General features: G+C 67.1%; 23 protein-coding genes and 2 pseudogenes. 21 read left to right on the top strand and 4 right to left on the bottom strand.

Annotated features, from left to right (window positions below):
• Window position 1: 1 nt before the first annotated feature.
• Window positions 2-265: pseudogene (locus DEJ48_RS40580) on the bottom strand (arsenite S-adenosylmethyltransferase); the annotation flags it as partial.
• A 180-nt stretch (window positions 266-445) separates the two neighbouring features.
• On the opposite strand from DEJ48_RS40580, the gene DEJ48_RS36845 reads away from it, so the two are divergent.
• The 9 genes from DEJ48_RS36845 (at window position 446) to DEJ48_RS36805 (ending at window position 11,735) form a co-directional block, all read left to right on the top strand.
• Window positions 446-1,138: an alpha/beta fold hydrolase gene (locus tag DEJ48_RS36845; RefSeq protein WP_150220449.1), complete on the top strand. Its 693-nt coding sequence runs from the start codon at window positions 446-448 to the stop codon at window positions 1,136-1,138.
• A gap of 166 nt (window positions 1,139-1,304) precedes the next feature.
• Window positions 1,305-2,519 carry an RICIN domain-containing protein gene (locus tag DEJ48_RS36840; protein WP_150220448.1) on the top strand — a complete coding sequence of 405 codons (1,215 nt, stop codon included), beginning with the start codon at window positions 1,305-1,307 and terminating at the stop codon, window positions 2,517-2,519.
• Window positions 2,520-2,651: 132 nt separating this feature from the next.
• Window positions 2,652-5,426, top strand: coding sequence for a helix-turn-helix transcriptional regulator (locus DEJ48_RS36835; protein WP_150220447.1), 2,775 nt, complete (start codon window positions 2,652-2,654; stop codon window positions 5,424-5,426).
• A gap of 831 nt (window positions 5,427-6,257) precedes the next feature.
• A complete protein-coding gene (locus DEJ48_RS36830) occupies window positions 6,258-6,458 on the top strand; it encodes a hypothetical protein (protein ID WP_150220446.1) in 201 nt (66 codons plus the stop codon).
• Window positions 6,459-6,608: 150 nt separating this feature from the next.
• Window positions 6,609-7,274: a ParB/RepB/Spo0J family partition protein gene (locus DEJ48_RS36825; RefSeq protein ID WP_150220445.1), complete on the top strand. Its 666-nt coding sequence runs from the start codon at window positions 6,609-6,611 to the stop codon at window positions 7,272-7,274.
• Window positions 7,223-8,668, top strand: a complete 1,446-nt coding sequence (locus DEJ48_RS36820; RefSeq protein WP_317850946.1) for a ParB N-terminal domain-containing protein — start codon at window positions 7,223-7,225, stop codon at window positions 8,666-8,668. Before DEJ48_RS36825 ends, DEJ48_RS36820 begins: the two co-directional genes overlap by 52 nt.
• Before the next feature lie 45 nt (window positions 8,669-8,713).
• Window positions 8,714-9,241 (top strand): hypothetical protein, encoded by a 528-nt coding sequence (locus tag DEJ48_RS36815; RefSeq protein ID WP_150220443.1) that lies wholly within the window; start codon window positions 8,714-8,716, stop codon window positions 9,239-9,241.
• A 322-nt stretch (window positions 9,242-9,563) separates the two neighbouring features.
• Window positions 9,564-10,529: a hypothetical protein gene (locus DEJ48_RS36810; RefSeq protein WP_150220442.1), complete on the top strand. Its 966-nt coding sequence runs from the start codon at window positions 9,564-9,566 to the stop codon at window positions 10,527-10,529.
• A 450-nt stretch (window positions 10,530-10,979) separates the two neighbouring features.
• Window positions 10,980-11,735, top strand: coding sequence for a hypothetical protein (locus DEJ48_RS36805; protein ID WP_150220441.1), 756 nt, complete (start codon window positions 10,980-10,982; stop codon window positions 11,733-11,735).
• Between the two features lie 446 nt (window positions 11,736-12,181).
• Here DEJ48_RS36805 and DEJ48_RS36800 read toward each other — a convergent pair whose 3' ends face one another.
• Window positions 12,182-12,520 carry a GNAT family N-acetyltransferase gene (locus DEJ48_RS36800; protein ID WP_190537807.1) on the bottom strand — a complete coding sequence of 113 codons (339 nt, stop codon included), beginning with the start codon at window positions 12,518-12,520 and terminating at the stop codon, window positions 12,182-12,184.
• Between the two features lie 160 nt (window positions 12,521-12,680).
• On the opposite strand from DEJ48_RS36800, the gene DEJ48_RS36795 reads away from it, so the two are divergent.
• From DEJ48_RS36795 to DEJ48_RS36785, 3 genes are all read left to right on the top strand, one after another.
• Window positions 12,681-13,223: a hypothetical protein gene (locus DEJ48_RS36795; RefSeq protein WP_150220439.1), complete on the top strand. Its 543-nt coding sequence runs from the start codon at window positions 12,681-12,683 to the stop codon at window positions 13,221-13,223.
• Window positions 13,210-14,736 carry a terminase large subunit domain-containing protein gene (locus DEJ48_RS36790; protein ID WP_150220438.1) on the top strand — a complete coding sequence of 509 codons (1,527 nt, stop codon included), beginning with the start codon at window positions 13,210-13,212 and terminating at the stop codon, window positions 14,734-14,736. Before DEJ48_RS36795 ends, DEJ48_RS36790 begins: the two co-directional genes overlap by 14 nt.
• Window positions 14,737-16,071: 1,335 nt before the next feature.
• Complete coding sequence (locus DEJ48_RS36785; protein WP_150220437.1) at window positions 16,072-17,832, top strand: hypothetical protein; 1,761 nt, start codon at window positions 16,072-16,074, stop codon at window positions 17,830-17,832.
• Here DEJ48_RS36785 and DEJ48_RS36780 read toward each other — a convergent pair.
• The gene (locus DEJ48_RS36780) at window positions 17,807-18,163 is read right to left on the bottom strand and encodes a hypothetical protein (RefSeq protein ID WP_150220436.1); all 357 of its coding nucleotides are present in this window, start codon (window positions 18,161-18,163) and stop codon (window positions 17,807-17,809) included. The genes DEJ48_RS36785 and DEJ48_RS36780 overlap by 26 nt on opposite strands.
• A gap of 303 nt (window positions 18,164-18,466) precedes the next feature.
• Between DEJ48_RS36780 and DEJ48_RS36775 the strand changes: the two genes are divergently transcribed.
• The 6 genes from DEJ48_RS36775 to DEJ48_RS36750 all read left to right on the top strand — a co-directional run bounded on the left by DEJ48_RS36775 (window position 18,467) and on the right by DEJ48_RS36750 (window position 21,954).
• A complete protein-coding gene (locus DEJ48_RS36775) occupies window positions 18,467-19,117 on the top strand; it encodes a hypothetical protein (protein WP_150220435.1) in 651 nt (216 codons plus the stop codon).
• A gap of 130 nt (window positions 19,118-19,247) precedes the next feature.
• The gene (locus DEJ48_RS36770) at window positions 19,248-19,679 is read left to right on the top strand and encodes a head decoration protein (RefSeq protein WP_223832335.1); all 432 of its coding nucleotides are present in this window, start codon (window positions 19,248-19,250) and stop codon (window positions 19,677-19,679) included.
• A complete protein-coding gene (locus DEJ48_RS36765) occupies window positions 19,676-20,725 on the top strand; it encodes a major capsid protein (RefSeq protein WP_150220434.1) in 1,050 nt (349 codons plus the stop codon). Before DEJ48_RS36770 ends, DEJ48_RS36765 begins: the two co-directional genes overlap by 4 nt.
• Complete coding sequence (locus tag DEJ48_RS36760; protein WP_150220433.1) at window positions 20,722-20,931, top strand: hypothetical protein; 210 nt, start codon at window positions 20,722-20,724, stop codon at window positions 20,929-20,931. The genes DEJ48_RS36765 and DEJ48_RS36760 overlap by 4 nt, the downstream gene beginning before the upstream one ends.
• Before the next feature lie 54 nt (window positions 20,932-20,985).
• The gene (locus DEJ48_RS36755; protein ID WP_150220432.1) at window positions 20,986-21,306 is read left to right on the top strand and encodes a hypothetical protein; all 321 of its coding nucleotides are present in this window, start codon (window positions 20,986-20,988) and stop codon (window positions 21,304-21,306) included.
• Between the two features lie 45 nt (window positions 21,307-21,351).
• Entirely contained in the window at window positions 21,352-21,954 is a 603-nt protein-coding gene (locus tag DEJ48_RS36750) for an HNH endonuclease (RefSeq protein ID WP_223832334.1), read from the top strand.
• Between the two features lie 108 nt (window positions 21,955-22,062).
• On the opposite strand, the pseudogene DEJ48_RS36745 reads toward DEJ48_RS36750, so the two are convergent.
• A pseudogene (locus DEJ48_RS36745) lies at window positions 22,063-22,302 on the bottom strand (transposase); the annotation flags it as partial.
• Window positions 22,303-22,338: 36 nt separating this feature from the next.
• On the opposite strand from DEJ48_RS36745, the gene DEJ48_RS36740 reads away from it, so the two are divergent.
• From DEJ48_RS36740 to DEJ48_RS36730, 3 genes are all read left to right on the top strand, one after another.
• Complete coding sequence (locus DEJ48_RS36740; RefSeq protein ID WP_150220430.1) at window positions 22,339-22,968, top strand: class I SAM-dependent methyltransferase; 630 nt, start codon at window positions 22,339-22,341, stop codon at window positions 22,966-22,968.
• Window positions 22,969-23,193: 225 nt separating this feature from the next.
• The gene (locus tag DEJ48_RS36735) at window positions 23,194-23,742 is read left to right on the top strand and encodes a hypothetical protein (protein ID WP_223832333.1); all 549 of its coding nucleotides are present in this window, start codon (window positions 23,194-23,196) and stop codon (window positions 23,740-23,742) included.
• A gap of 148 nt (window positions 23,743-23,890) precedes the next feature.
• Window positions 23,891-24,925 carry an NAD-dependent epimerase/dehydratase family protein gene (locus DEJ48_RS36730; RefSeq protein ID WP_150220429.1) on the top strand — a complete coding sequence of 345 codons (1,035 nt, stop codon included), beginning with the start codon at window positions 23,891-23,893 and terminating at the stop codon, window positions 24,923-24,925.
• Window positions 24,926-24,927 lie beyond the last annotated feature (2 nt).

Raw genomic sequence — 24,927 nt, 5'->3', positions numbered from 1 at the left:
CTCAGTTCACCTTGGTCTTCGCCTCCGCGGCGGTCACGGCGGGATCCTCTGCAAGCTCCGTGGAGGTGCAGCACGCCGTGCCCCCGCAGCAGGCCGTGCCGACAATGCCCCTTCGGATACAGGCGACACAGCGCGCCTTGACGCTCCGGGGCTCGACTGCGCGGACGATGGCGGAGTGCATACCGTCGGCGACGGCATGAGCCGGGGTGAGTTCGATGTCCGTGAAGCCAGCCGCCGTGGCGAAGGACAGCGCGCCCGCGGTACAGCACGGTCTCGTCCTTCGCTGGATTGTCAGGCGGCGGGGGCAGGACACGCGGAGAGCGGGCGCTGCTGGACGTCCCTGCGCCGGGGTCGAACTACGTCACTTGACGGTATCGACTCCGCTGGCTCCCCCCTAGCTTTCTGCGCGTGGCCGCAGTGGCCCCGAGTCAGAGGAGGAGGGCACATGAACACGAGCCCAGAGCCGAGGAACGTTGTTCTCGTCCACGGAGGGTTCGTGGACGGATCAGGCTGGCAGGGCGTGTACGACATCCTCACGTCGGACAGGTACAAGGTCAGCGTCGTCCAGAACCCGACACTGTCCCTGGCCGGAGACGTCGCCGCGGTGCGGCAGGTCCTGGACGCGCAGGACGGTCCGGTGGTCCTGGTGGGACATTCTTACGGCGGGGCCGTGATTTCCGAGGCGGGCACGCACCCCAAGGTGGCGTCGTTGGTGTACGTTGCCGCTTTCGCGCCCGACAAGGGCGAGTCGGTGAGCACGCTCATCGCCGACCCTCCACCGGGCGCGCCCGTTCCGCCGATCCTGCCGCCCAGGGACGGCTTCCTCTTCCTGGACCGGGACAAGTTCGCGGACGCCTTCGCCGGTGATCTGCCCGCAGCGCAGGCGGCGTTCATGGCCGACTCCCAGGTCCCGTGGGGCGTCGACGCCCTTTCCGGTGCTGTGGTGGAGCCGGCCTGGCGGGTGAAGCCGAGCTGGTACCTCATCGCGACCGACGACCGGATGATCCCGCTGGCGGCCCAGCGCGCGATGTCGGAGAGGACGGGCTCGCAGGTCGTCGAGGTCGCCGCCAGCCACTCCGTCTACCTTTCGCAGCCCGACGAGGTCGCGGCCCTGATCAGGCGCGCCGCTGAGCACTGACCACGGGAAAGCCGAGTCCGGGCGTCCACCGCGCCCAGCAGATCCAGGAGAACTCATGAGACCTCGACGCAAAGAGCGGAACCCGGCGTTACCCGACGGGGCAACGCGACCCGCCACCCGCAGCAGTGTCCTACGTCGCTTGGGCGCCGTACTGGCGACTGCGCTGATGCTCAGCACCTTCCTCGTGACAGGAGGTGGCACGGCGTACGCGGCGAACCCGGATACGCACCGGGTCGCCACGTGGAACATGCAGGTCGGCAGCGACCGGTGGCAAGGTGTGCGTGTCCTGGCGCGGGACAACAGCGTGGTCGCGCTCCAGGAGGTGCCCAACACGCAGCCCGCCGGGTCCATCTACATGGGGCGGATCAACGGCATCGACGAGTACCGGTGGGACATCGGCCGCGGCGACTGGCGCTATCTGTACGTCCTCGGCATGGATTCGCGCAACGTGGGCATCGTCACCAGTTTCCGGCCGGAGCGGGTCGTCCAGATCCGCGGCCAGTACCGCAACGCGCTCGGGGTGGTCAGGCAGGCGGACGACGTGCTCTTCGCCTCCCTGCACGCCGCCTCCGGCGGCGGCTTCGACGTCCCCCAGCTGCTGAGCAACACCGCGCGTGACGCCACCTACTACGGCGTCAGGAATTGGGCGGCGCTGGGCGACTTCAACCGGGACCCCTCGACCCTGCCCCCGTTCCGCCTGCCGCCCGGCAGCTACGTGTACAACACCGGTCTGGCCACCCACCAAGGGGGCAGCGAGCTGGATTACATGGTCTCCAACGTGAACACGGACAACTGGCAGGCCACCCGCGGGATCAACCGGGGCAGCGACCACTGGCCCGTCCACTTCGGCTCGCTGCGGGCCCAGGCCGAGCCGCGCGAACGGACCATGCACGCGCAGAACAGCCGACGGAACATCGACGTCTTCAACGGCAACGACAGCGACGGCACGCACGTCATCCAGTACCACGACAACGGTGCCGTCAACCAGAGGTGGCGTCTGGTGCCAGGCGGCTACACCGCACCGGACGGCGACCCGCTCTACCGCATCGTCAGCTCCGACAGCGGCAAGTGCCTGGACGTCAACCGAGGCCAGTCCTCCAGCCGGGGCGACTACCTCAACATCTGGACGTGCCACGGCCGGGAGGGCCAGCCCGACCCCGGCGGCCCCCAGCGCGACACCCAGAACTGGACCCTGGAGCACCCCGTCCCTACCCGGCCGAACCTGACCATGCTGCGGAACAACTCCACCGGCCTGTACGCCAACATCAACGGGGGCGAGAACGGCGACGGCGCCTGGGTCGTCCAATGGCCCGACCAGATCGGGCCCGTGCCGATCTCCAACGAAACCTTCTACCTCCACCCGACGGTCGCCGCCGACTGACCACCGCGCACCGGACCGGCCCGGCTCACCGAGCCGGGCCGGTTCCCTCTGCTCCCTCTATGGACGCCGCCCCGAAGCCGGTGCTGCCCGGCCCACTCCGGCGTATGGTCCTGGAGGGGACAGGGGGCGCGCATGGGCAGCGAGGGGCCTTTACCTTTACCGTCGGATCCCGCAGGACATCTGATCGGACGCGACCAAGACCTCGAACTGATGCGGGGCTTCGTCGACGACGTCAGGAACTCCGGCGGCGCACTCCTGCTGACCGGGGACGCGGGTGTCGGCAAGACGGCCTTGCTGGATGCCGCAGCCGTGCATGCCCACGGCACGGGCATGCGGACCTTGCGCACCTCCGGCGTGGAATTCGAGAGCACGGTCGGCTTCGCGGGCCTCCATCAGGTTCTTCGCCCGCTGCTGGCCGGTCTTGAGCAGCTGACCGATGCCTACCGCAGGGCACTGAGCATCGCGTTGGGGCTGGATGCCGGGGCGCCGCCCGATCAACTGCTGGTGTCGAACGCGGCGCTGGCGCTGCTCTCCCTGGCCGCGGCGGAGCGCCCGCTGCTGGTGATCGTCGACGACCTGCCATGGCTGGACCGCGCCAGCGCCGTGGTCCTCGGCTTCGCCGCCCGCCGCCTCGCGGACAGCCGGGTCGGCCTGCTCGGCGCCTACCGGTCGCAGGAGGGGAGCTTCTTCGCGCGCGGTGGAGTGCCCGAACACCACGTACAGCCCCTCGACGCGACCGCGGCAGCGGCGCTGATCCAGGACCGCTTCCCCTCCCTGGCGCCACGCGTGCGCGCTCGTCTGCTGGCCGAGGCACAAGGCAACCCACTGGCCCTGCTGGAGTTGCCCATCTCTCTGAGCGACCCGCAACGCTCCGGAGCCCCCGTCCCCGAGACGCTGCCGCTGAGCCGTCGCCTTCAAGACGTCTTCGTCTCCCGCGTCCGGGCCCTGCCCGCCGCCACTCGACTGCTCCTGCTCCACGCGGTCCTGGACGGCACCGGCGACCTGAGCGTCCTGCCGACGGCTGGCCTCAACGACCTGGCGTACGCGGAGCGGGCGGGCCTGATACAGGTGGACGACAGCACCGGCCGGCTGGCCTTCCGACACCCCCTGACGCGCTCCGCCGTGGTCCAACTGTCCACCAGCGACCAGCGCCGAGAGGTCCACCGTGCCCTGGCCGAACACCGGGCCGACCGGCCCGAGCGACGCGCCTGGCACCTCGCCCAGGCCACCGTCGCGCCCACCGAGGACGTCGCGCGCCTGCTCGAACAGGCGGCACACGACATCGTGCGGCGGGGCGACGCGGACGGCGCCATCGCCGCACTGCTGCGCGCCGCGGAACTGAGCCCGCGCGGCTACGACCGCAGCCGCCGGATCGCCGAGGCCGCCTACCTCGGTGCGGATTTGACCGGTGATCTACGCGACGTGCCCAGACTCCTCGAAGAAGCCCGCCAGGCCGACGGCGGCCGGGCCGGGCCACTGGTCGCCGCGGTCGCCGCAGCCCACCACATCCTCCTCAGCGGTGGGGGCGATCTCGACACCGCCCACCGTCTCCTCGTCGGATCGATCGAGATGCAACACCAGCCCTACGACGCGGCCGACACCTCCATGATCGAGGCGCTCTACACCCTCGCCTGGGTATGCCACGGTGCCCAGCGTGCCGAGCTGTGGACACCACTGCACCAGGCACTCAGCTTGCTGAAACCGCACATCCCCGACCGGCTGGCCCTGGTTCTCGGCGCGGTCGCCGACCCCGCCAGCATCTCCCACACCACGCTCGAAGAACTCGAAGAGGTCATCGCCTCGCTCGATCAGGAGACCGACCCGGCACGGGTCATCCGGATCGCCATGGCATCCCTGTACGTCGACCGACTGGCCGGATGCAGGACAGCACTGCGGCGCGTACGGCAGGCCGGGCGTCACCGCAACTCGCTCACCCTGGAGCTCCAGGGAATGGTGTTCCTCGGCAGGGACCATTTCGCGGCAGGAGAGTGGGACAAGCTCGAGGCACAGGCCGACCACGGCCAACAACTCGGCGAAACCCACAGCTACCAGCTGCTCTCCATGGACTTCCGCTACCAACGGGCCCTGGCCGCCGCCGCACGCGGCGACGAATCCGCCACCAGATCCCTCACCGACGAGATAACCCTGTGGGCCACACCCCGACGTGTCGGGTTCTTCCTGTCGTGCGCGGCGCATGCGCAGGCACTCGCCGCCCTCGGCCAGGGTCGGTTCGAGGACGCCTACCGGCATGCGTGCGCCATCAGCCGGGCCGGTGAGCTCGCCTCGCACGTGCCCACGGCCCTGTTCGTCATCATGGATCTCGTCGAAGCCGCGGTCAGAACCGGCCGGAGCACGGAGGCGGCGGCCCACGTGGTGGCGGTGCAGGAGGCGGGCGTTGCCACGATCTCGCCACGACTGGCCATGATCGTGCAAGCATCCGCGGCGCTCGTCGCCATCGACCACCACGCGTGTGCGCTGTTCGACGAGGCGCTTGCCGTGCCCGGTACCGAGTACTGGCCGTTCGACCGGGCCCGGGTCCAGCTTGCCTACGGCGAACGCCTGCGACGGGCGAAGTCCACGACGGAGGCGCGCACGTACCTCGGCGCCGCGGCGGACACCTTCCACAGACTCGGTGCTATCCCCTGGGCAGCACGGGCCGCCCACGAATTGCGGGCAACGGGCCTCTCCATCGGACACGACGCAAGCACGGGACCGGCGTCACTGACACCCCAGCAGCGGGAGATCGCCATGCTCGCAGCGGCTGGCCTCACCAACAAACAGATCGGGCAACGGCTCTATCTGTCCCCTCGCACCGTCTCCACCCACCTGTACCAGATCTTCCCCAAGCTGGGTGTGACCTCGCGTGCGGCGCTACGTGACGCACTGACAGAAGGGACATCTGACTAGACGTCTTCGATCTGCGGAAGTTATCTGCCTCCGTCTACGGCGGCGTCGGCACCTAACCGGTAGGAATAGTGCAGCTCTAGAAAACTGCCCCTTCACCAGTAAAACGAGTCCGGTGACATCGGAAGCAACAGCGTGGCCTCGGAGGCTCCGAGGCAGGCTCTACCCAGGATCGGCAGGACCTGGTCGGCGGGACGGACGGTAGCCAGCCCTGTCGGGCTGATCCGTGCCCTGCCCACCCGCGCGAAGCCACTCCACCGAATTGGCCGAAGAGGCACCCACGCCCACAAAGAGATGAATCCGCTAAGACGGAGGGGCCCGGCTGCTTGATTGGTAGAGCTCAATACACCGATCGAAACAGGGTCTCCCCATGCGACGTAACACCCTCGTCTGCGCCGTTCTCCTCGCTTCCGCCTGCTCACCCACACCGCGACTGCAGCCGAGCCGAGTCCCGTCCAGATCAAAGGCGTCCGGACCGGTGGATGCCTGACCGATGGCGGAACGAGCGTCTACACCCCACGCTGCGGAGTACTCGGCGACCTCCAGAAGTGGACCATCGAGGGCAACCAGATCAAGAACGTCCAGACCGGCCGATGCCTGACGGACGCGGGCGCAGAAGCCCACACGACGCTGTGCGGCGTACTGGGCGACGCTCAACGATGGACATTGATCCCCTGAGCTGAGACCAGGCCCTCATCGGCTCGCACCCGTTGAGGCCGTGGAATAGTGCAGGGTTGGAATACTGCATCCTCACCAGTCGTCCACCGCCTCATGGCCGGGTGCCGGGCGGTCGCCTGCTCGCTCGGTATCACCGACCTGGGCGGCCAGCATCCAATGGACCGGTCCGAGTGGGACCGGGTGACCGCCAAGATCACCCGGGGATGGGAGCGCATCGGGTTCCGCCTGTACCGCGACGGCGTCTATCTGCTCTCCCCGACCTCGCAGGAGCTGGAGGAGCAGCGCGGTGCACTCCGGGGGCAGCTCGTGGAACTCGGTGCCTCTTGGCGACGAGGCACGTCCGCACCACCGCCGTGAACAGGGTCGCGACGGGCGGCGGCTCACCGACCGTCCGCTGAGCGGCACCATGCCGAAACAGACTGCTGCCAGCCGGTGCCTGCGGGAACCGGACCCTGCCGTCACCGCCTGATCACCTAGGCTCGGTCACGGGCGCGGGGCTGGAGCCTCATGCCCGCCGCTTCTCGCATACCGGCCTCGCTCGCTGATCTTGCCGTCCCCGTTGATGAGCTGGTTCCCTACCACCGCAATCCGCGGACCGGTGACGTCGACTCGATCAGCGAATCCCTGTCCACGCACGGCCAATACCGGGCGATCGTCGTCAACCGCGGCACGCTGACCGGCCGCCCGAACGAGATCCTTGCCGGTAACCACACCTACAAGGCGGCCAAGCAGCTTGGCTGGGCCGAGATCGCTGTCACCTGGCTCGACGTGGACGACGAGGCGGCAGCGAAGATCGTCGTCGTCGACAATCGCACCAGCGACCTCGCCGGATACGACACCCTCCTCCTCGCGGACATCCTCCAGGACCTGCCGGACCTGAAGGGCACGGGCTACGACCAAGACCAGCTCGACCAGCTCCTGGACGAGACCGCGCTCCCCGAGCCGATCGAACTTCCCGCCGACGGCGCCGGCACCGGAGCGGCGGCCACCGTCGAATACCTGCAGTGGGGCTACCTCCAGTGGTCATCCACGCGCGTGCGCATCACGCAGGCCGAAGTCGAGTTGCTCGACGCCCTGTACAAGGCGTTCGTGGGCGACCACGACTCCGACATGGGCTTCGGGTGGCACGTCCTCAACGAGGAGCACCGCGCCCTGGAGGGGGAAGCCGCGTGAAGTCCCTCGATGTCCGCTTCGACCCTGCCTATCCCCTGGCGAAGCTGAGGCCCGCGGACTACAACCCGCGCCGCCTGTCCGAGGACGCCTTCGTGCGCCTTCAGGCCTCACTGCGGCGCCACGGCGTCGTCAAGCCGGTGATCCTCAACGCCGACGGCACCCTGGTCGCGGGCCACCAGAGAACCAAGGGGCTGAAGGCGGTCGGGCTGGAGACAACCCCGGCGATGATCCTCCCGCAGAAGGTCAGGCTTCAGGACGAGATCAAGTTCAACCTCCTCCACAACCGCGTCGAGACCGAGTCATCGGTTGTGTACGCCGAGCCGGGCCCGATCGGGCAGTGGTGCTGGATTCCGTGGCAGACCATCGAAGTTGAGGAGTCCAAGAACCTGCCGTTCCAGCAGGCGATCGGCTTCATGACTGCCGCCCACGGCCCGTGGGGATCGGTCGTCATCGACGATCAGGGCCGTATCGTGCTGAACGCCGAGTACGCCGCCGTCGCGAAGTCCCAGCGGTTCGACGTCCTGGCGTGGACGGTCGCGTCCTTCGACGCCGGACAGCTCGTTGAGGACCTGACCGGGGAGTACGGCGTCTACGACTGGTCCGGCCTCGAAGGGCAGGCGCCGGTGTGGAATCAGCACATCGTCCAGCCCAACCGGCTGCGTGAGCACTCCTCCAAGGCCAAGGCCGACCAGGTCCGCTACAAGTCCGAGGTATGGGAACGGCTCGTGCTGCCGTGGCTCACTACTTCGCACCGCGTCGTCGACTTCGGGGCGGGTCACGGCGACTACGCCCGGCACCTGCGGGCCAAGGGGTACCGGGTGCAGGACTACGAGCCCTACCGCACCCTCAAGGGCAAGTACTCCCTTGACATCCGCACCATCGTCGGCCAGCTGCGGGGCATCGAACGAGAGCTTCGGGCGAACGGTCTGTACGAGGTCGTGGTGCTCGACTCGGTGATCAACGCGACGACGAGCCTTGACTATCAGCACTGGGTCCTGACCACGGTGAACGCCCTGTGCGCCCCGGACGGGCAGGTCTGCGTCGGCACACGCAACCTTGAGCGCGAGATGGCGTACGAGAAGTCCGAGCACTCCGTCAGCCGCGATTCGACCCGGCTCTCGTTCCTGGACGCCCACAACGTAGATATGCGCTTCGTCAAGGGAAAGTGGCAGCGCATCCGCTACCACACCCCTGAGTCACTGCGCGGGCTCCTCTCCCACTACTTCGAAGATGTGCAGATCAGCGACAGCAGTCGGGCCACCGTGAAGGCGATTTGCCGCAAGCCGCGCCCCCTCCCCTCAGAGGATTACCAGAAGGCTTTTTCGGAGGAATTCAACATGCCATACCCAACGACTTCCGCCACAATAGACATGAAGGAATATCGTCAATTCTGATAGAATTGACGAAGGAAAGGAACTCTACAATGGAGGGGTAAAAGAATGACACTGGGGGCGAACTCAGACCGGGTTCGCATTGACATAGAGGCCCGCGACAGATACAGCATCATGTGGCTGGCCGGCATCCGTGAAATCGACCTGACACAACACTGCCTCAAGACGTTCGCCGACTGCGACCGACCGTATGTCAGCAGCAAACTGCGTCACCAAACCGTGCACCTGCCAGCCGCGAACCCGCCTGCCGCCTGGTACCTGTGCGCACTGCCCATCCCATGGAACTGGCCCCGCAACGCTCACCTGGCTTTCGAGTACGCGCCGGGCGAGAACTGGAAGGGTGACGCTCTCGTCGGTGGGCTCGGCGTCAGACTCCACAACGCCCTCCCCATCACCGGGTGGGGAGACCAATCCATTCCGCAGGCCGCCCCAAACAGGCACCAGCGGCTGTACCGAACTTGCCGCAACTGGCAATTTGCGTGGTGGCTGAGGAGCCACCGCAATGTGCCTGATGCCCAGCCACCTGACCTTGCCGACCGCCGACACGCGACATCGCAACAGTTGGCTTTCGACTAGCCGCCGGCCGCCCGCGAACTTTCGGTTTCACGGGCGGCCGCACTTTAAACGGTTGGTAGCTCCGCACTCCTGACGGTCCACACAATCGGATACGTTACGGCTACGTTCCCAATCTGTGCGTCAATAACCTTTCCACCGAAGCGAATTGCAAGAAAACATCCGCGATCGAGCTCTCAAGCCAGGCTGTGATCACTCTATCCATCGTGGCCCCAGGTTCCATCTGATAGCAGAGGATACCGAGCACTCGGCCGGCGCGTGTGCTGGCCGTCACAGTACAGGCGAATGCTGAGCGAACGGAATCTCGACGTGCCATCCTCGGCGCATGATTGCTGCCGTTCGGAGTCGCGCGGCTCTGCGCTATCGGTCGCACGCAAACGAAGCGATAGGCCAGCTACGCAATGACGCCGAGATCCTTGGAATCGGCCCGGTCTCGCTTCGCACGCGTGCTCATCTGCGGCTCTACTACGAGGGCAGGCTCCTCGCGCGGCTCGCGGCCGTCCCCATCGTCGTCTTCGAGTGGTGGCTGGCTACTCGTACCACCGCCGACCTGGTCTACTCGAACGTTCCGTCGCTGGCCCTTCCTAACACGGCCAATCCGCCCCCGCTGAACCCCTCGGGGCTGATGGGCCTAGCTCAGGTCGCCACAATGACGGCCGTCATCCTTTGGCCAATGCTGCTCGTACGGCCAACTATGACGGTGCTTCAGCACTCTGGGATGTGTAAACCTTTGGCGTTCCAGCCACTCGCGGTGTGGGCCAACCTGATCGGACAATGCGCCGACGTGGTGCGGAACCCCGGCCCTGAGCACATTCACGTGGCAGACGTGTCCATAGGGCTCACGATCGTGCGGGTGCGTAGGGCGCGGTTCCTGCGCGGCTCGGTTCCACTGAACTGGAACCGTCAGATCAGAGCTAAAGCCCATGCGGGACGCGTTGCTGCCGCACTGCGCAGGGCGGAACAGCAACTCGACGAGAGCCCCAAGGAAGGCGCCAAGGAACTAGGGGGGCTCACCCTCCAGATATGTGATCGGTACGTAGACAAACGCCTCGGCGCCCTTCTCGACGAGGAGCAACTCAACGGCTACGAACGAAGTCACGAACTCCTCCGTCTGTGCCTGTCCCTGGCGTGCATGGGAACTGTGGCACTGGTAGCTTCGGCGGCGCACCTCCCCCCGCCCGTCGCCATTGCGGCGGCCGGAATTGCTGCCGCTGTGATCCATCGCAACGCCTTCGTGACTGGCCTGACCGTCCTTGTCCCGTTCCTTCCCCTGCTGTTCACAGTGAAGTAGCACCGACCTGAGCCAGGTAACCCCGGGCCTCTCGTCGACGACCGTGCTCGATGTCACACGTGAGCCCACCCCGCGCACGGCGATCTGTAGCGGCACGCGGGCTACGGACAGAGGCCGAAGGAGAGAGCAGCCCACCCGGGTGCGAGCCTCCTGCCTCCGTAGCTCTGATTTATGTCAAACCGCCTTGGCATGCGCCGAGGTGGCACGAGGCTTGAGGGCATGCCGATCTGGAACCGAGTGACAGCCCCGGTCCGTACTCACTGGCGGAGGGGCTTACTTCCTGTTGGGTTCGTCCTCAACTCATGGGGCAACGAGCTTTACAAGACTGGGCACCACCGGACCGCCAGTCTGATCTTGTTCTTCAGTGGGCTGTCTCTTGCCTTCTACGGAGGGCGTTTCTGGCGTGGGTTCACTGACAGTTGGCGCACCCCAATGCGGATTCGCCGCTGGGTGGCTGCCAAGCAAAACGCACCAGAGTGGATAGACCGCTGGAACCGTCTCAAGACAGCTACCTGGGGCGCCGGCGTGTTTGCCGTCGGGCTGTACGCCTGGAAGCTGCTCGGAAGCATCGCTACGGAACCGGACCAGGTCAACGCGCATCTCGGCTCCGCTATGCCGCTGATGATGATCTGGGTGCTCTTTCCCCTATACGGGCAGGGCGCCGAGCCGAAAAATTCGCCGTTAGAGAGGCTGAGCGGACGGATCTGGCGGGCCGTGGTGAGCCGCACAGTGGCGAATGTGGCGGGCGTCTACTTCGCAGGTGTGGCCCTCTACACGATGGTCTTCCCCAAGCGCGCGTCGTTGCTCGTGACTGTCACCGTAACCCTCGGAATTTCCGTGGTCGTGGCCGTGCACAAGACCTGGGGACGCTTGCGGAGACTGACGACGCAGATGTATGTGAACGTCCAAACGCTAAAGCGGGACCTCAACTTGATCCATGGCAGCGAGACGGAGAGGACCGGCGAGAAGCAGGACGCGGCGCGAAGGAGCTGGGACGTGGTGCGGCTCGACCTGCGAACGTCGGTGGATACCGGATACGGGTTCGGAACCCCGGTCCTGCCGATGGAAACGATCGACGAGCTGAACGAAAAGTTGGAGAAGGCGATCACAGCACTTGAAGACGACAAAGAAGCGGCTATGGAAGTGCTGGAAGACCTGGGCAAGATCCAGAGGGCGTGCACGTCGTGGATCGATTCGGTGGCGTGAATCGCGCTGCCCGGCTCAGGCTCCGCGGAGCGGACGGCAAGCGCACGGGCGGGCGAGGTGCTCCACATCCCCCAGCGCCCGGCGTTCAGGTCAGGGCGAGGCACACGGAGGAAACCAGGCGTCCGATCAAGAGCCTGTCACGAGTTCACTCCCTGCCTGACGCGACCGACTAGGTCCGCTCGCGCAGAAGGGGGCAGATGCTCCCGGGTTGGTCAGGGGCAGGTTGAGGGTTTTGGACCGGAACCCGGCCCCGACCAACGTTGCCTGAAGCGGCCCTGGTGGCCGTGGAAGCGGGACGGGCCACGATTGGCACCTCGCATACTAGACCGTGTTCAGCGGTACGCCCAGGAAGTCGGCCAGTTCGTCAGCACTCATCAATGAACACCTGCAACACCGCTGGCTGGCGTCGCGCCCAACAGCCAGACATAGAACCAGCTTCCGATCGTTCAGTGAGGAGGAGGCTTGCTCATCGTGCCGTCTTCGAGCTCTCGGAAACCGAGCGACTCGTAGAACGGCACCAGCTCCGGATCCCAGGCAGCCATCAGGACCTCTATGCCCGAATGGTCTGCCAGCACCCGCTCGACCAGGGCGCGGGCCACACCGCAGCGTCGGTGATCCGGGTGCACGATAATCCGGTCCACCGCGACGTACCCGGCATCCTCACCCCGCTCGGCCCCGAGCGCCCATCCAACGATGCCGCCGCCCCTCTCGCAGACATAGAAGAACTGCGTTGGCCGTACATCACCCTCAAGACGCGGCGTCTCACCTTCGACGTCCTCGATCACCCACCCTCTCGTCCTTCGGATGGCATTGACATGGGGGGCATCCGCAGCTCTCCCGGGGCGCACATGACATCGCACCGGCTCAGACTATGAGGTGACCCGGCCCTGGCCACCGCTTGGGTCAGGGATCATGGACATGGGTGCGGGTCCAGGGAGTTGTGTCATGGGCCGCCCCAACCGGGCCACCCGGGCTGCCATCACCCAGCGCCGCGCCGACGCCATCGACCTCAAACTTGCTGGAGTCGACTGGCTGACGATCGGCCGCAAGCTCGCCGCCGACCCTGCGATCAACACAGACGGTGTCGCGTACCCGCAGGGGTACGGCATCGACAAGTACAAGCGGCAGCTGGAGCCGCCCACCGACAAGCGGTTGATCGAGCTCGCCTGCAAAGACGTCTCCAAGGCGTTGGCCGAGCGCACTACTGCCCTGGACGACCGCACCGACGAGCTGCGGCAGCTCATGGTGGAGCGCCTGGAGCGGCTCTTCTTCGGCGTCTACCGGGCCGCGATCCGCAACGGTGACTACCAGGCCGTCGACCGTGCGGTCCGCATCATCGAGCGCAGCAGCCGCCTCCTGGGCCTGGACCGGCCCGTGCGAACGGAGGTGTCCGGCCCGGACGGTGGCGCGGTGCAAGTGGAGACCGCAGGCCTGGATGAGCTTGAGCGCCTGATCAACCTCGCCGGTGGCGAGCGTGGGAAGGGCTGACGAAGCGGCGGTTCTCGACCTCTACCGGACGCTTCCCGCTCAGCGCCGCCGTGAGATAGCCGCCGCCTCCACCCCCGAACTGCGTGCCCGGCTCGTGCGTATCGAGCGCGAGCTGGCGATGGACCGTTCGCCAGGGGCGATGGCTGCCGTACTCACCGACGGCCGCGAGATGCAGGCCCCGCACCTGGAGCTGATCGACGCCGCCTTCGAGCGGGTGGCTGCGGGCAAGCCGACACGGCTCCTGCTGACGATGCCCCCGCGGCACGGCAAGAGCCGCAGGGCTGCCAGGTGGGCGCCGCTCTGGTACCTGCGGCGCCGTCCTGAGCATCGGGTGATGATCGCCAGCTACTCGTCCGACCTGGCCGACGATCACGGCAGGTGGATCAGGGACGCGATCCTCAACTACCAGGCGAAGCTCGGCATCAGCCTGCGGCCCGGCTCGTCCGCCGCCAACCGCTTCGACCTCACCGGCACCGAGGGTGGCGCGGTCATGGCCGGCGTCGGCGGAGGCCTCACTGGCAAGGGCGCCCACTTGGCGGTGATCGATGACCCGATCAAGGACGCGGCGGAGGCCTCCTCGCCCACGATGCGCAAACGGTTGTGGGAGTGGTGGCAGGCCGTTCTGCTGACCCGTATCGAACCGGGCGGCTCCGTCATCCTGATCCAGACCCGCTGGGACGAAGACGACCTCGCCGGCCGGGTCCTGGCCGATGAGGGCGACCGGTGGACTGTCATCGATCTGCCCGCCGTCGCCCTCTCCGCCGACGACGCCCTTCAACGTCCCATCGGAGCGCCGCTGTGGCCCGCGCGGTACGACGCCGACGCGCTCGCCGAGATCCGCCGCTCGGTGGGCGAGCGCGTGTGGTGGTCGCTGTACATGCAGCAGCCGCGCCCCCAGGCTGGCGGCGTATGGCAGTGGTCGTGGATCACGAACAACCGCATCTCAGCAGCTCAGTTCCGCGGCATCGACCTCACGCGCATCGTTGTCGCCGTCGACCCCGCGGGCGGCGAGTCAGCGGTGGGAGACGAGACCGGCATCGTGGCCACAGCCCGCGACCGCGACGGACACCTATACGTCTTGGACGACCGCTCCGCCAACCGAGGCGCGGACGCCTGGGGCCGCGAAGCGTGCCTGCTCGCTATCGAGCTTCGCGCTGACGCCATCGTCGTCGAATCCAACTTCGGCGGCGACATGAGCAGCCAAATCCTCCACCAGGCCTGGCAGGAGCTCGCCCGCGAGGAGCGCACCGAGAACATGCTCATGCCCGCCGTCCTGCCCGTGACCGCCAAGAGCGGCAAGCGATTGCGAGCGGAACCGATCGCCCAGCTCTACGAACAGGGCCGAGTCCACCACGTCGGAGAGTGGCCCACCCTCGAACAGCAGATGGTGACCTGGGTCGCGGGCATGGACAGCCCCGACCGCATGGACGCAGCCGTACATGGGCTGACGCAGCTGGCTGGTATGGCGCAGCAGGATACCGCGCTGCCCCCCCCTACCGAGATGATCGGTTGATGCGACGGCGGTAGCTTGACTGCGCGAATTCAGAAGGGATCTCCACCAGGTCCCATGGTGAAAATCCATGACGTTTTTTTACGCATCAAAACGAAGCGACCAGGAGTAGAACCACTCTCAGTCAGGAAGATCTTTTCCCATTCGCCAGGAAAATCCCGCTCACGTTTAGACCATCCACTAATGAAGGCGGTAACCCTCCCGCGGCTAGAAATCGCCAACTTTGGATGGCTCCACAGCCTGTCCAGATCGGCAACCGTCGAGTCGTGGACTAGCTCCTGACCACTGGAGTTCCTGCGCCTCGTGGCCCCCAAACGGGCGAAGAACCGGACACCTGACCCAGCGGAGGGACCCGGTCCAGCAGCCATAACGTCATCGACACTCGCTAGGAGCGTCGATGCGGCAAGGCTGGGGCTATCACGAAGGGACCTAAGCGTGATGAGAGAACCTGCGCTGCCGTCTTGCCGATGAGGCCCGGCCACGGGGTAACCAATGTCCTCCAGCGCCCTGTCAACGACCGTCCTTATCCAGCGCCTGGTGGACATCTCCACCAGCCCAGGCTCTTCCCACTCAACGCGCACAGCCACCACGGTGTGTGAATTGTCCGCAGGCGCCGACATGTTAATTTCCCTGCGACTCTCAGGCTCGGTAGGCGGCAACGCAGGTGCCCCAGACGCCGCGAGCCACAGGGAGTGGAAGTGCCGTTCCTCCCGTGCCGGGTCAGCGTTCGGAGCGGCCTTCGACAGGGCCTCAACGAGAAGTTGGACAAGTCCCCAAGACGGCAGACGAGCACTGGTGAAGGCGTCGTGGATCCGGCCCCTGCTGGCAACCTCGGCGCCGCCGAGGTCCCGCTGCACGTGTCGGATCGAGGGCAGGCCCGCGTGCGCATGTAGTTCGTGCAATGCGTCGTTCAGATCCTTCAGCCGACCGCTGACTTGCGGACGCTTCAACTGTGGCAACGCTTCCCCCTCGCAGTCCAACTCTGTCCAATAGTGTCTGACGTCAGCGGCTACCGTCCAACCTCGTCCCCGCTCCCCCGACCTGCCCCAGGCTGGATGCCACAAGATCTACGAAGGGCGAGGGACGTGGAAGCCTTCATCACGCTTTGGCACTGGATCAGCGGAGATTTGCTGTCTGAGGTCCTGGGGTCGTTCATCGTCATGGGGATCGTGGCGGTGGCCGGAAGGTTTCGAGGGCGTTCCTGCCGAAGCCAGGCAGTGACGCCCCGCCCTCCAGAGGGGCCGTCAGCACCCGATGAAGCCCAACCCCGCTCCTAGGCCAGGGGGGGTGCGTGGCCTACGGGCAGCCACTCTCGTGTCACCTACGCTGAATTGTGGCGTGGGGCTGGCGATGGGATCCTCCGCCGTGGGCCTGCGGACCTTCTTGACCGACGCGTGGTCGTGGCTGAACTACAAGCCGGTGATGTCCGGCAGTGACGGGCGCCCACACCGCGCTCTCGCCCTCACCGTGCAAGCCACATGGCTTCCCGACGAGGCGGTGCGCCGCCTGGCCGCATACAAGCTTCTGGCCGCCTACGACAACAACCAGGCGGGGGAACTTGCGAGTCTCGCCGGCAACGACGCGGCGGGCGAGCGGCGGGAGTTCGGGGACGCTTCCGCCTTCGTGGACACCACGCTGGCTCACTTGCTGGGCAAGTCGCAGCAGATCATCGTGCCCGGCGCCGAGCACGCCAAGGACGAGGACGCCACCTCGGAGGCGATCGCCGCTGCCGCCGTACAGCAACGGCTGAGGGAGTGGGCGGAGGCTGAACTGCTGCCGCTGCGGATGCAGGCGGCCGAGCGGAAGGCCGTCCTGCTCGGTGACGGCCTGTACCTCTTGGCCTGGGACCCCGACAAGCAGCGGGTGAGGCTGAAAACCTACGATCCCGGCTTCTACTTTCCCGTCCTCGAGGACGATGCGGACCCGGGAGACTACCCGCGCCGGGTGCACCTGGCGTGGGAGATCCCGGAGGACCCCAAGCGTGGTCTCAAACAGCGACTCAGACGGATCACCTACGAACTCGGCCCGATCCGATCAGCGGACGAAGGAGCAGTCGGCATCAGCTCGTCGGAGGTCCGCGCCGCCCCTGTCCCTCAGGCGGGAGACAGTTACGACGACGCCCTCGGCCGACTACAGCGCACCTATCCGTGGGCGCCAGACCGGCCGTCCGCCACGACCTGCTACCTGACCGACGCGGAGTGGGTGATCTCTGATCTCCGTCACGGCCAGGAACTCGATGACCTGCCCCTGGACAAGGCGCGGTTCCGCACTCGCGCGGATGGGGTGGTCCTCGACCGGCTCGATCTGCGGCTGGACTTTATCCCGCTCGTCCACGTCAGCAACACCATCGCGGACGGCGAGCACTTCGGCCAGTCCACTCTGGCCAAGGTCATGCAGGCTCTCGATGAGCTTGCCGAGACAGATACCGACTCCGCTCGCGCCTCTTCGACGACCGGTGCGCCGATCATCTGCCTTGCCGGTGCCCGTCCCGAGGTGGACCGGGTGTCTGGCAGGCCCAAGCCGCTCACGATCGAACCGGGAACGGTGTTCGCTCTTGGCGACGGCGGCCGCATGGACGTCCTGGACACCTCCCACCAGCTCGCTGAACTCCGAGCCCGGGTCGAGGAGATACGCGACCGGGCAGCGGTCAACGCCCGCCTGCCCGCCGTCAGCTTGGGCACCGTTGACCCCTCCGACGTACCCAGCGGGTACGCACTCCAGCTTTCCCTGGGCCCACTCGACTCGCTTGTTGACGCGATGCGTCTGGCCCGCGCGCACAAGTACGCGTTGTTGCTGAAGATGGTGCAGCGCATCCATCAGGCAGGCCGGGCAGACGGCTGGCCGCAGAGCGCGGTTCTCCCCGCTCGTCTGGTGTTCGGGCCGCACACCCCCACGGACCGGTCAGCGATCCTCGAAGAGGTCGTCAAGGGGGTGACTGCCGAGGTGTTGGCGCTGGAGACGGGCATCCGCATGCTGCAAGACGCCGGGTACCCCATCGACGACGCCCGTGAAGAGGTCGTGCGGATCACGGAGCGGCGAAGGAGCGGCGAGACGGCGTCAGCCAAGAAGCTAGTCAGCTCGACTCCTCCGGCTCCTTGAACTGCTTCTTCTTCGCCGTCTTGAAGAACTCCCGTTGCTCATGGGGTGACTTCCGCAGCTGCTCCTCAGCCACCTCGCTCTTGTCCCCGCCGCCCCATGCGCTGAGGTAGGTGCCCTCACCGCCTGGGATGTTGTCGATGCGGGTGATGAACAGGCAGTCCCCTGCGAAGTCTTCGAACTCCGGCCCGAGCCGCTCGCCTTCCTTCGGCGCGCGGCCGGCGGTGAGTTTGTTGCCGTCCTCGTCGTAGATCACGGTCTCCTCTTCGGAGGCCGCCGTGCGTACGCAGGTATCTGCCGTGGCTCCCGGCTGGGTGTGCTCACCGTCAGCCACCGAGATTTCGTAGCCGGTGAACGGGCTCCGGTCGACCCACGGCGCCCACCCCCACACAGCCGCGCCTATCGCAGCGGCGGCCAAGATGCCGCTGCCTATCAGCGCCCGGCGACGCCCCCTCCAAGCCGAAGCATCGTGCTCTACCCCCGCGTTTTCCCCACCCATATTCATGATCCCGATCATGTCAGTCCACGGGTTTACGCAGGTCGGAGGGCGCCTACCGCAGGATTCATCGCTCGGTTCCGTAGACTGGGCCGCGGCGCGGGGCCGTCGTGGGAGTAGCACCACTTGATGACCCGCAGCATGCCCGCTCCGCGAACCGTGCTCGGCTACCGCCGTGACGGCCGCCCGATCTTCCCGGTCCTCGGCGCCTCCCCGGAAGACCCGTCGAACGACGAGGCCACGGTCAGCGTCAGCCAGAAGCAGCTGAACACGATGATGGCCCGGGAGAAGGACCAGGGCGGCCGTGCAGCGGTCCGCTCCCTGATCGAGAAGCTCGGGTTCTCCAACACGGTGGCGCTGGAGGAGTACCTCGCTGGCGTCCGACAGGCCGAGCAGGACCGGCTGACCGAGACCGAGCGGCGTGAACAGGCCGTCGTCGAGCGCGAGCAGGCGGCTCTCGCGCGGGAGGCTGCGGCTGTCGCCCGGGAGCGGGAGGCTGCGCGTCGCGCCGTGCTGGTGTCTGCCGGCGCGACCGGGCCTGACCTGGACGACGCCGTGTCGCTCCTGCGCCTTCCGGACGACGCGGACCCCTCCACCCTGGACGAGGCGGTTCAGGAGCTGAGCCAGCGCCGCCCCGAGCTGTTCGGCTCCCCCGCTCGGGACATCCCCCCGGCCCCCGGTGGTGCTCCGGCGTCGGTTCCGCCGCCGCGCCCCGGCAGCACAGAACGCCCGCCCGGCGCTGCCGGTCTGGAGATGGCCCGACGCCGAGGCCTCCTGCCCGACACCCCTTAGGCCGGCTGGCCGCTCACGGTGAGCGGCTGGCTGATTTTGGGGACCACGCCCCTTCCTTCTTCTCCTCGTGGACCGCACCCACCGCACCTGGTGAGGGCGTGACCGCACCGCACCACCTGGAGAAGACGGCTTGAGCATCCAGCCGTACACCACCACCGTGACGGTCACCGCCGACCGGGACTGGCTCGCCTCCCGCCACGGCACCGACTCCACCGAGACCATCACCCTCGACCTAGACAAGCTGACCAAGAACGTTCACTACGTCGAGCCGACCGCAGCCCAGCCGCACGGCTTCATCCGCTCCGGAGTCCCCGTCGGCCGCATCACCGCCTCCGGCCTGTACGGGGCCTACGACCCTGCAGCCGATGACGGCCGCGAAGCCCTCGCCGGCCTCGTCTACGCGGAGGCCCCGTTCACGCCCGGCGTGACGAAGGTGCCCGCGGCGCTGCTCTGGCACGGCACCGCCCACACCGCGAAGATCCCCGGCGGACTCGACCCGGCCAAGATCACCTCTCACCCGGCCGGGGCACAGATCCGCTTCCTCGGGGCGGTGAGCGCGTGAGCGTCGCCGACCTCCTGAACAACGTCTCCGTCACCGACCTGACGGTCTACGCACGCACCATCCCCAGCCCGGACGACTTCCTGCTCACACAGAAGGTGTTCCCCGAGGCCCGGGTACACGACGTGAAGTGGCGCGTGCGGCAGAACAAGCGGCGCGTGAACGCCGCCTCCTACCGCGCCTACGACACCAGCGTGCCGTTCGCCAAGCGGCAGGCCACCTCGACGCAGACCGAGGGCACCCTGCCCGCGCTGGGCCAAAAGCTCCTCGTCGGCGAGATGGAGCAGCTGCTCCTGGACGCCGCCCGCGGCGCCGATGAGGACCGGCTCGTGGAACTGCTCTACGACGACGTGGAGCGGCACGTCGAAGCAATCCGCTCCCGCCTCGAACTCGCCGCCGGTGACGTCCTGCTGGACGGCAAGTTCAGCCTGGCCGGGGAGAACGGCCTCACCGTGGAGGCCGACTACAGCGTACCGGCCGCGAACATGCCGACCGCACCGAAGCCCTGGTCGGACCCGACCTCCGACCCGATCGCGGATGAGCTGCGGTGGATCGACTACCTCGACTCCATCGGCGCCCCTGCCCCGGAGATGGTGCTCACCTCACGTAAGGCCTGGTCACACCTGGCGGGCAACCAGTCCTACCGGGCGGCGTACTACGGCACCCCGGCCGGTGGGCAGACCCCGACGGCCACGCTGAACCCGCAGCAGATCAACTCGGTGCGCGGCAACTACGGCCTTCCGCCCATCACGTTCTACAAGGCGCAGGTGTGGCAGGACGACGTGTCCAAGCGCGTGCTACCGGAGGACCGGTGGATCATGCTGCCCCCGGACCGCGCGAAGTGGGGCCAGACCCAGTACGGCACCACCACCGAGTCCCTCGCCCTCTCCCGTGGCACGAACCCTGCGATCGAACGGGAAGACGCGCCGGGCATCATCATCACCCGCGATGTCGAGGACGACCCGGTGCAGATCTGGACCAAGGGCGCAGCCGCCGCGATGCCGGTGCTGTACTCGCCGGACTGCCACATCACCGCCACCGTCCTGTGAGCGCCGCCGTGAAGTCCCTCGGCGTGCTCGCCGCGACGGTCCACATCCTCGACCCCGCCGAGCGGATTCCGGCCGTACTCCTGGCTGGGACCGAAGTCACGGAACAGGCCGTGGCTGAGCAGATCACCAACCCGAAGTGCTGGCACACCCCGCCCAAACCGGCAGGTGAGTCCGGCAAGACGATCCGGAAGCCGAAGTCCGCCTAACCTCGCGTGGTGGGGAGCCCCGGCTCCCCACCACGCATTTCCCTGGAGCGCACTGTGACCGGTGAGGTTCTGCATTGGCTACAAGCCCTGCTCGGCAGCGACACCCCGCCCGAAGACCTGGCCAGCCGCTACGAACGGCTCGGCACCGCCCGGGCCGTCGCCCACGAAGTCCTACAGGAGCGCATCGCGCAGCTCCTCACCGACCCGCTCAAGGTCACCGTCAACGGCATCGCCAGCGTCGACAACTCCTCCAACCTCACAGCCCTCGAACGGCGCTTGGCCCAACTTGACACCGCGACCGCACCCGACGATCCCCCTGCCGCAGGCCCGGCCGCGGTCTCGGTGATCACCTTGCATGCCCGGGCCCGACGGTAGGACCATCAACCCGCCGCTGTCAGTGGCGGGATGCATACTGCGCGCATGGAACCGAGCGCGCGCGGATCGCTGCCCAAAGTCGTCCGGGAAGTAGCCCTCGAAATCTTCGGAGGAAGCTGCTCCTACTGCTCTTGGGGCGGCGCTGAGGCCATAGATCACGTGATCCCAGTGAGCGAGGGCGGGCGTGATGACGTCAGCAACGTCGTTCCTGCATGCCGTAGTTGCAACAGCAGCAAGCGGGATCGGGCCGTCCTGCAATGGCAGCGGGATATCCACGCCCGCCCCGTCGAGTCGGTGGTGTCGATGTTCTTTGGAGGCGGCCCGAGCTACCACGACCCGGACAGGGTCGTCGACTTGCCCGCCGACGCGGTCGAAAAGCATGTAAGGCATGCGCAGGACGAGGTTGCAGAAAACTTCAAGGCCCACGAGTACCGGCTGGCTGTGCGACTGCTTAACGATCTCAACCGCTTCATCGCCCAACTCGGCAACCTGTCACCGGAGCGACGCTCCACGCTCAGGAAAGAGGCCCTGCTCCGCCTTCTCGACTACGAGGAGGTCCTACTGGCTGAACCGCGCGACCGAAGACTCGTTCTATGGGAAGCCGACCTGCGCCAGATCCGCCTCAAAAGGGCGCTTCGTGACGCTTAGCGAGGTATGCGCTGCCTGCTCGTGTCGCTGAGGGGTCGCGACAGAGGTGTCGGTCCCCGACCATGGGCACACTCGCGTGGTGACCTGCGCCGACAAGGGCCGGAAGTGTTCCAGCAGCTTCGCCCAGGTCCCGTCCGCTTCCCGGCGGGCGAACCGCTCGTAGACGGTCTGCCAGGGTCCGTACCGCTCGGGCAGATCGCGCCGCGGAGCCCCGGTCCGCAGCCGCCACAGCACCCCGTTGACCACCTGCCGGTGATCACGCCACGGACGACCACGCCCATCCACCCGCGGCAGCAGGGGCTCTATTGGCTCCCACGCCGCATCCGTCAGCTCACCTCGACCTGCCACAAGATCAATGATCAGACCGGCTATAGGGTCCTGCATGTGGCGAATCATCAGGACGAGACCAGGGCGGCCTACGACGGAGTCGTCGAGCTGTACGCATCGCTGTTCGCAGACCGGCTGGAGACACGACCGTTCGCCCGGGCCATGATCAGCACCTTCGTCGAACTGGTGCGCGCGACGGGCAACCTGCGGGCAGCTGACGTCGGGTGCGGGCCCGGGCATCTGACGGCCATGCTGCACGAGCTGGGCCTGGACGCCTTCGGGCTCGATCTCTCCCCCGGCATGGTCGACCACGCCCGGCGGGCCCATCCGGCGCTGCACTTCCAGGAGGCGCGGATGGAGTCTCTGCCGATCGAGGACGGTGTGCTCGCCGGTGTACTGGCCCACTACTCGATGATCCACACCCCTCCGGGGGAACTGTCGGAGCTGCTCGCCGAGCAGGTACGCGTTCTGGCTCCGGGTGGTCTGCTCCTGGTGTCCTTCTTCGGGACCGACGGACCGGAGCCGGTCTGGTTCGACCACAAGGTGGCGCCTGCCTACAGCTGGCCGGCGGACCGCCTCGCCGAACTGCTGGCCGATGCCGGGCTCGTTCCCTTCGCCCGGCTGCTCCACGATCCGGGCTCCGAACGGGGCTTCCTCGACGCCCACCTGCTGGCCCGCCGTTCGTGATCCGGCCCGGCAAGACCCGCCGGACGGTCGGAGCACCTCCGGATTGCCGGCTCGGCGGACGCTCGCTGATCCGACGGGAATTGTCAGACGGGCGCTAGCGGAAACTAAGGGTGCCTCGGAGCGGTTGCATCGCTTGGCCGATTCTGGACCGTGTGACGGGGGCGGGCTTCCGTAGGCTCGGCAGCGCACGGTTCGCCTGTCGCATAAGAAGGCCAGGGGGTCAGCGTGTTGTACGCATTCGCCTTTGAGCGAGTCGGCGTCGTGGTGAGCGACCTCTACTTCCTCAACCCGAAACCGCTCCACGGACAGGAAAGCCCCGAGCGCGGTGTACGGCTAGAGCTACGTGTCTTCGAGAGCGGCGAGTTGCCGGGATCCATCTACGCCGCACGACCCATCACCATCGGTCGCCCGCTCTGGCGGGTGGATCTCCTCCAGGACGTGAACGCAGCTCCGAACACCTTCGACCGCACGCACCACCATCCCAACGTCGTCGGCTGGGAGCCCGGTTCGCGGACCTTCGTCGAGGAGTTGTCTGATGATCCGCTGCCTTGGCTGGCAGACAAGTTCACCAACATTTCCAGCCTGCTGAAGGAGGCTGGCATTGCCCCGGACGAGATCTCGGCGGCGGATGCCGACAGCCTGCGCAATGCGGCGCCCGAGATCATGGGGACCGTCCGCCGGGTGCTGGAGCGGGTATGGTCCGGCGAGCTCGGGCAGCCGAAGGACGACATGGGCTCCGGACCGGTGACAAGCATGCGAGCCAGCTGGCTCTAGATGGCCTTGGCTCCGCAAAGTCGGCCTTGAGCAGCGTCCTCCACGGTTCCACGTCGAGCCGCGCGGACCGCCCCCTTCGGCTGCCGGGCTGCGCCGTCTCCCACGTCAGCGTGGCGCAAGTACGGCCTCAGCGGGCAGGATCAGCATCATGAGGATTCTCGTGCTTGGTGGGACCTGGTTCTTGGGACGAGCTGTCGCCCAGACCGCACTTGACCGGGGGTGGCCCGTATGGGCATTCAACAGAGGCAGGTCGGGCAAGGCCCCCGAAGGAACGCGGGAGATCCACGGCGACCGCACGGTGAAAGAAGACCTTGCGGCACTCGCCCAGCACGGGCCGTGGGACGCCGTGATCGACACCTCCGCCTCCGAACTCGCCCCGAGGGACGTCCTGGCTGGCGCCAAGTCGCTGGAGCCGGTGACGGGCAAGTACATATACATCTCCACGGTCAATGCGTATCGGGGGTGGCCGAACGAGCCGTTGACGGAATCGTCCGAACTCCTCGACGGGCCCGCTGATGCCGGCGCCGAGTACGGGCGCCTGCCTGCGAACTGGGACGGTCCTGACTGGTACTACGGACGACAGAAGGCGGGCGCTGAGCGAGCCTCGCTGGCAGCCTTCGGAGCAAACCGCGTTTCGATCCTGCGCCCTGGGGTGATCTTGGGGCCGGGCGAGTACGTGGGGCGGCTCCCCTGGTGGTTGCGAAGGGCCGAGAAGGGTGGGGCGATCCTCGCACCGGGGCGGCCGGAGGCGTCGATTCAGCCCGTGGACGTCAGGGACGTTGCCGCCTTCGCGCTCGACCAGGCTGCCACGTCCGGCAGCGGCGGCGCGTTCAACGTGACGGCGCCTGTGGGCCGCGAGACGATGAACGGCTTCCTCACTGCGTGTCTGGAGGCTACGGGCAGTGATGGGCATCTTGTCTGGGCACCCGACGACCTCCTGATCAAGCGGGGTGTGCAGCAGTGGACCGAGCTGCCGCTCTGGCGTACGAGCGCGGGCGTGTGGAACGTCGACTCCTCCCAGGCACAGGCTGCCGGGCTGCGGTGTCGGCCCCTGGCCGAGACGATTACTGGCACATGGGAGTGGATGCAAGGTGGCGGCCGCCCGGTGGAGCATCCACGGTGGGCTGAGCACGGCATCTCAGCGGCGAAGGAAGCTCGGCTCCTGGAGGAACTGGGAGCCTGAGC

The sequence above is a fragment of the Streptomyces venezuelae genome, assembly GCF_008642315.1.
GTDB classification, from domain to species: domain Bacteria; phylum Actinomycetota; class Actinomycetes; order Streptomycetales; family Streptomycetaceae; genus Streptomyces; species Streptomyces venezuelae_D.
Note: the sequence above shows the minus strand (reverse complement) of the source record. Positions and strands in the feature narration are given on the sequence as shown.

Bases quoted from the DNA above. Each gene is read 5' to 3' on its own strand.
- DEJ48_RS36730 (WP_150220429.1), top strand. From the start codon at position 23,891: ATGAGGATTCTCGTGCTTGGTGGGACCTGGTTCTTGGGACGAGCTGTC.
- DEJ48_RS36795 (WP_150220439.1), top strand. From the start codon at position 12,681: ATGGGCCGCCCCAACCGGGCCACCCGGGCTGCCATCACCCAGCGCCGC.
- DEJ48_RS36810 (WP_150220442.1), top strand. From the start codon at position 9,564: ATGATTGCTGCCGTTCGGAGTCGCGCGGCTCTGCGCTATCGGTCGCAC.
- DEJ48_RS36750 (WP_223832334.1), top strand. From the start codon at position 21,352: ATGGAACCGAGCGCGCGCGGATCGCTGCCCAAAGTCGTCCGGGAAGTA.
- DEJ48_RS36825 (WP_150220445.1), top strand. From the start codon at position 6,609: ATGCCCGCCGCTTCTCGCATACCGGCCTCGCTCGCTGATCTTGCCGTC.
- DEJ48_RS36815 (WP_150220443.1), top strand. From the start codon at position 8,714: ATGACACTGGGGGCGAACTCAGACCGGGTTCGCATTGACATAGAGGCC.
- DEJ48_RS36775 (WP_150220435.1), top strand. From the start codon at position 18,467: ATGCCCGCTCCGCGAACCGTGCTCGGCTACCGCCGTGACGGCCGCCCG.
- DEJ48_RS36835 (WP_150220447.1), top strand. From the start codon at position 2,652: ATGGGCAGCGAGGGGCCTTTACCTTTACCGTCGGATCCCGCAGGACAT.
- DEJ48_RS36840 (WP_150220448.1), top strand. From the start codon at position 1,305: ATGCTCAGCACCTTCCTCGTGACAGGAGGTGGCACGGCGTACGCGGCG.
- DEJ48_RS36845 (WP_150220449.1), top strand. From the start codon at position 446: ATGAACACGAGCCCAGAGCCGAGGAACGTTGTTCTCGTCCACGGAGGG.
- DEJ48_RS36830 (WP_150220446.1), top strand. From the start codon at position 6,258: ATGGACCGGTCCGAGTGGGACCGGGTGACCGCCAAGATCACCCGGGGA.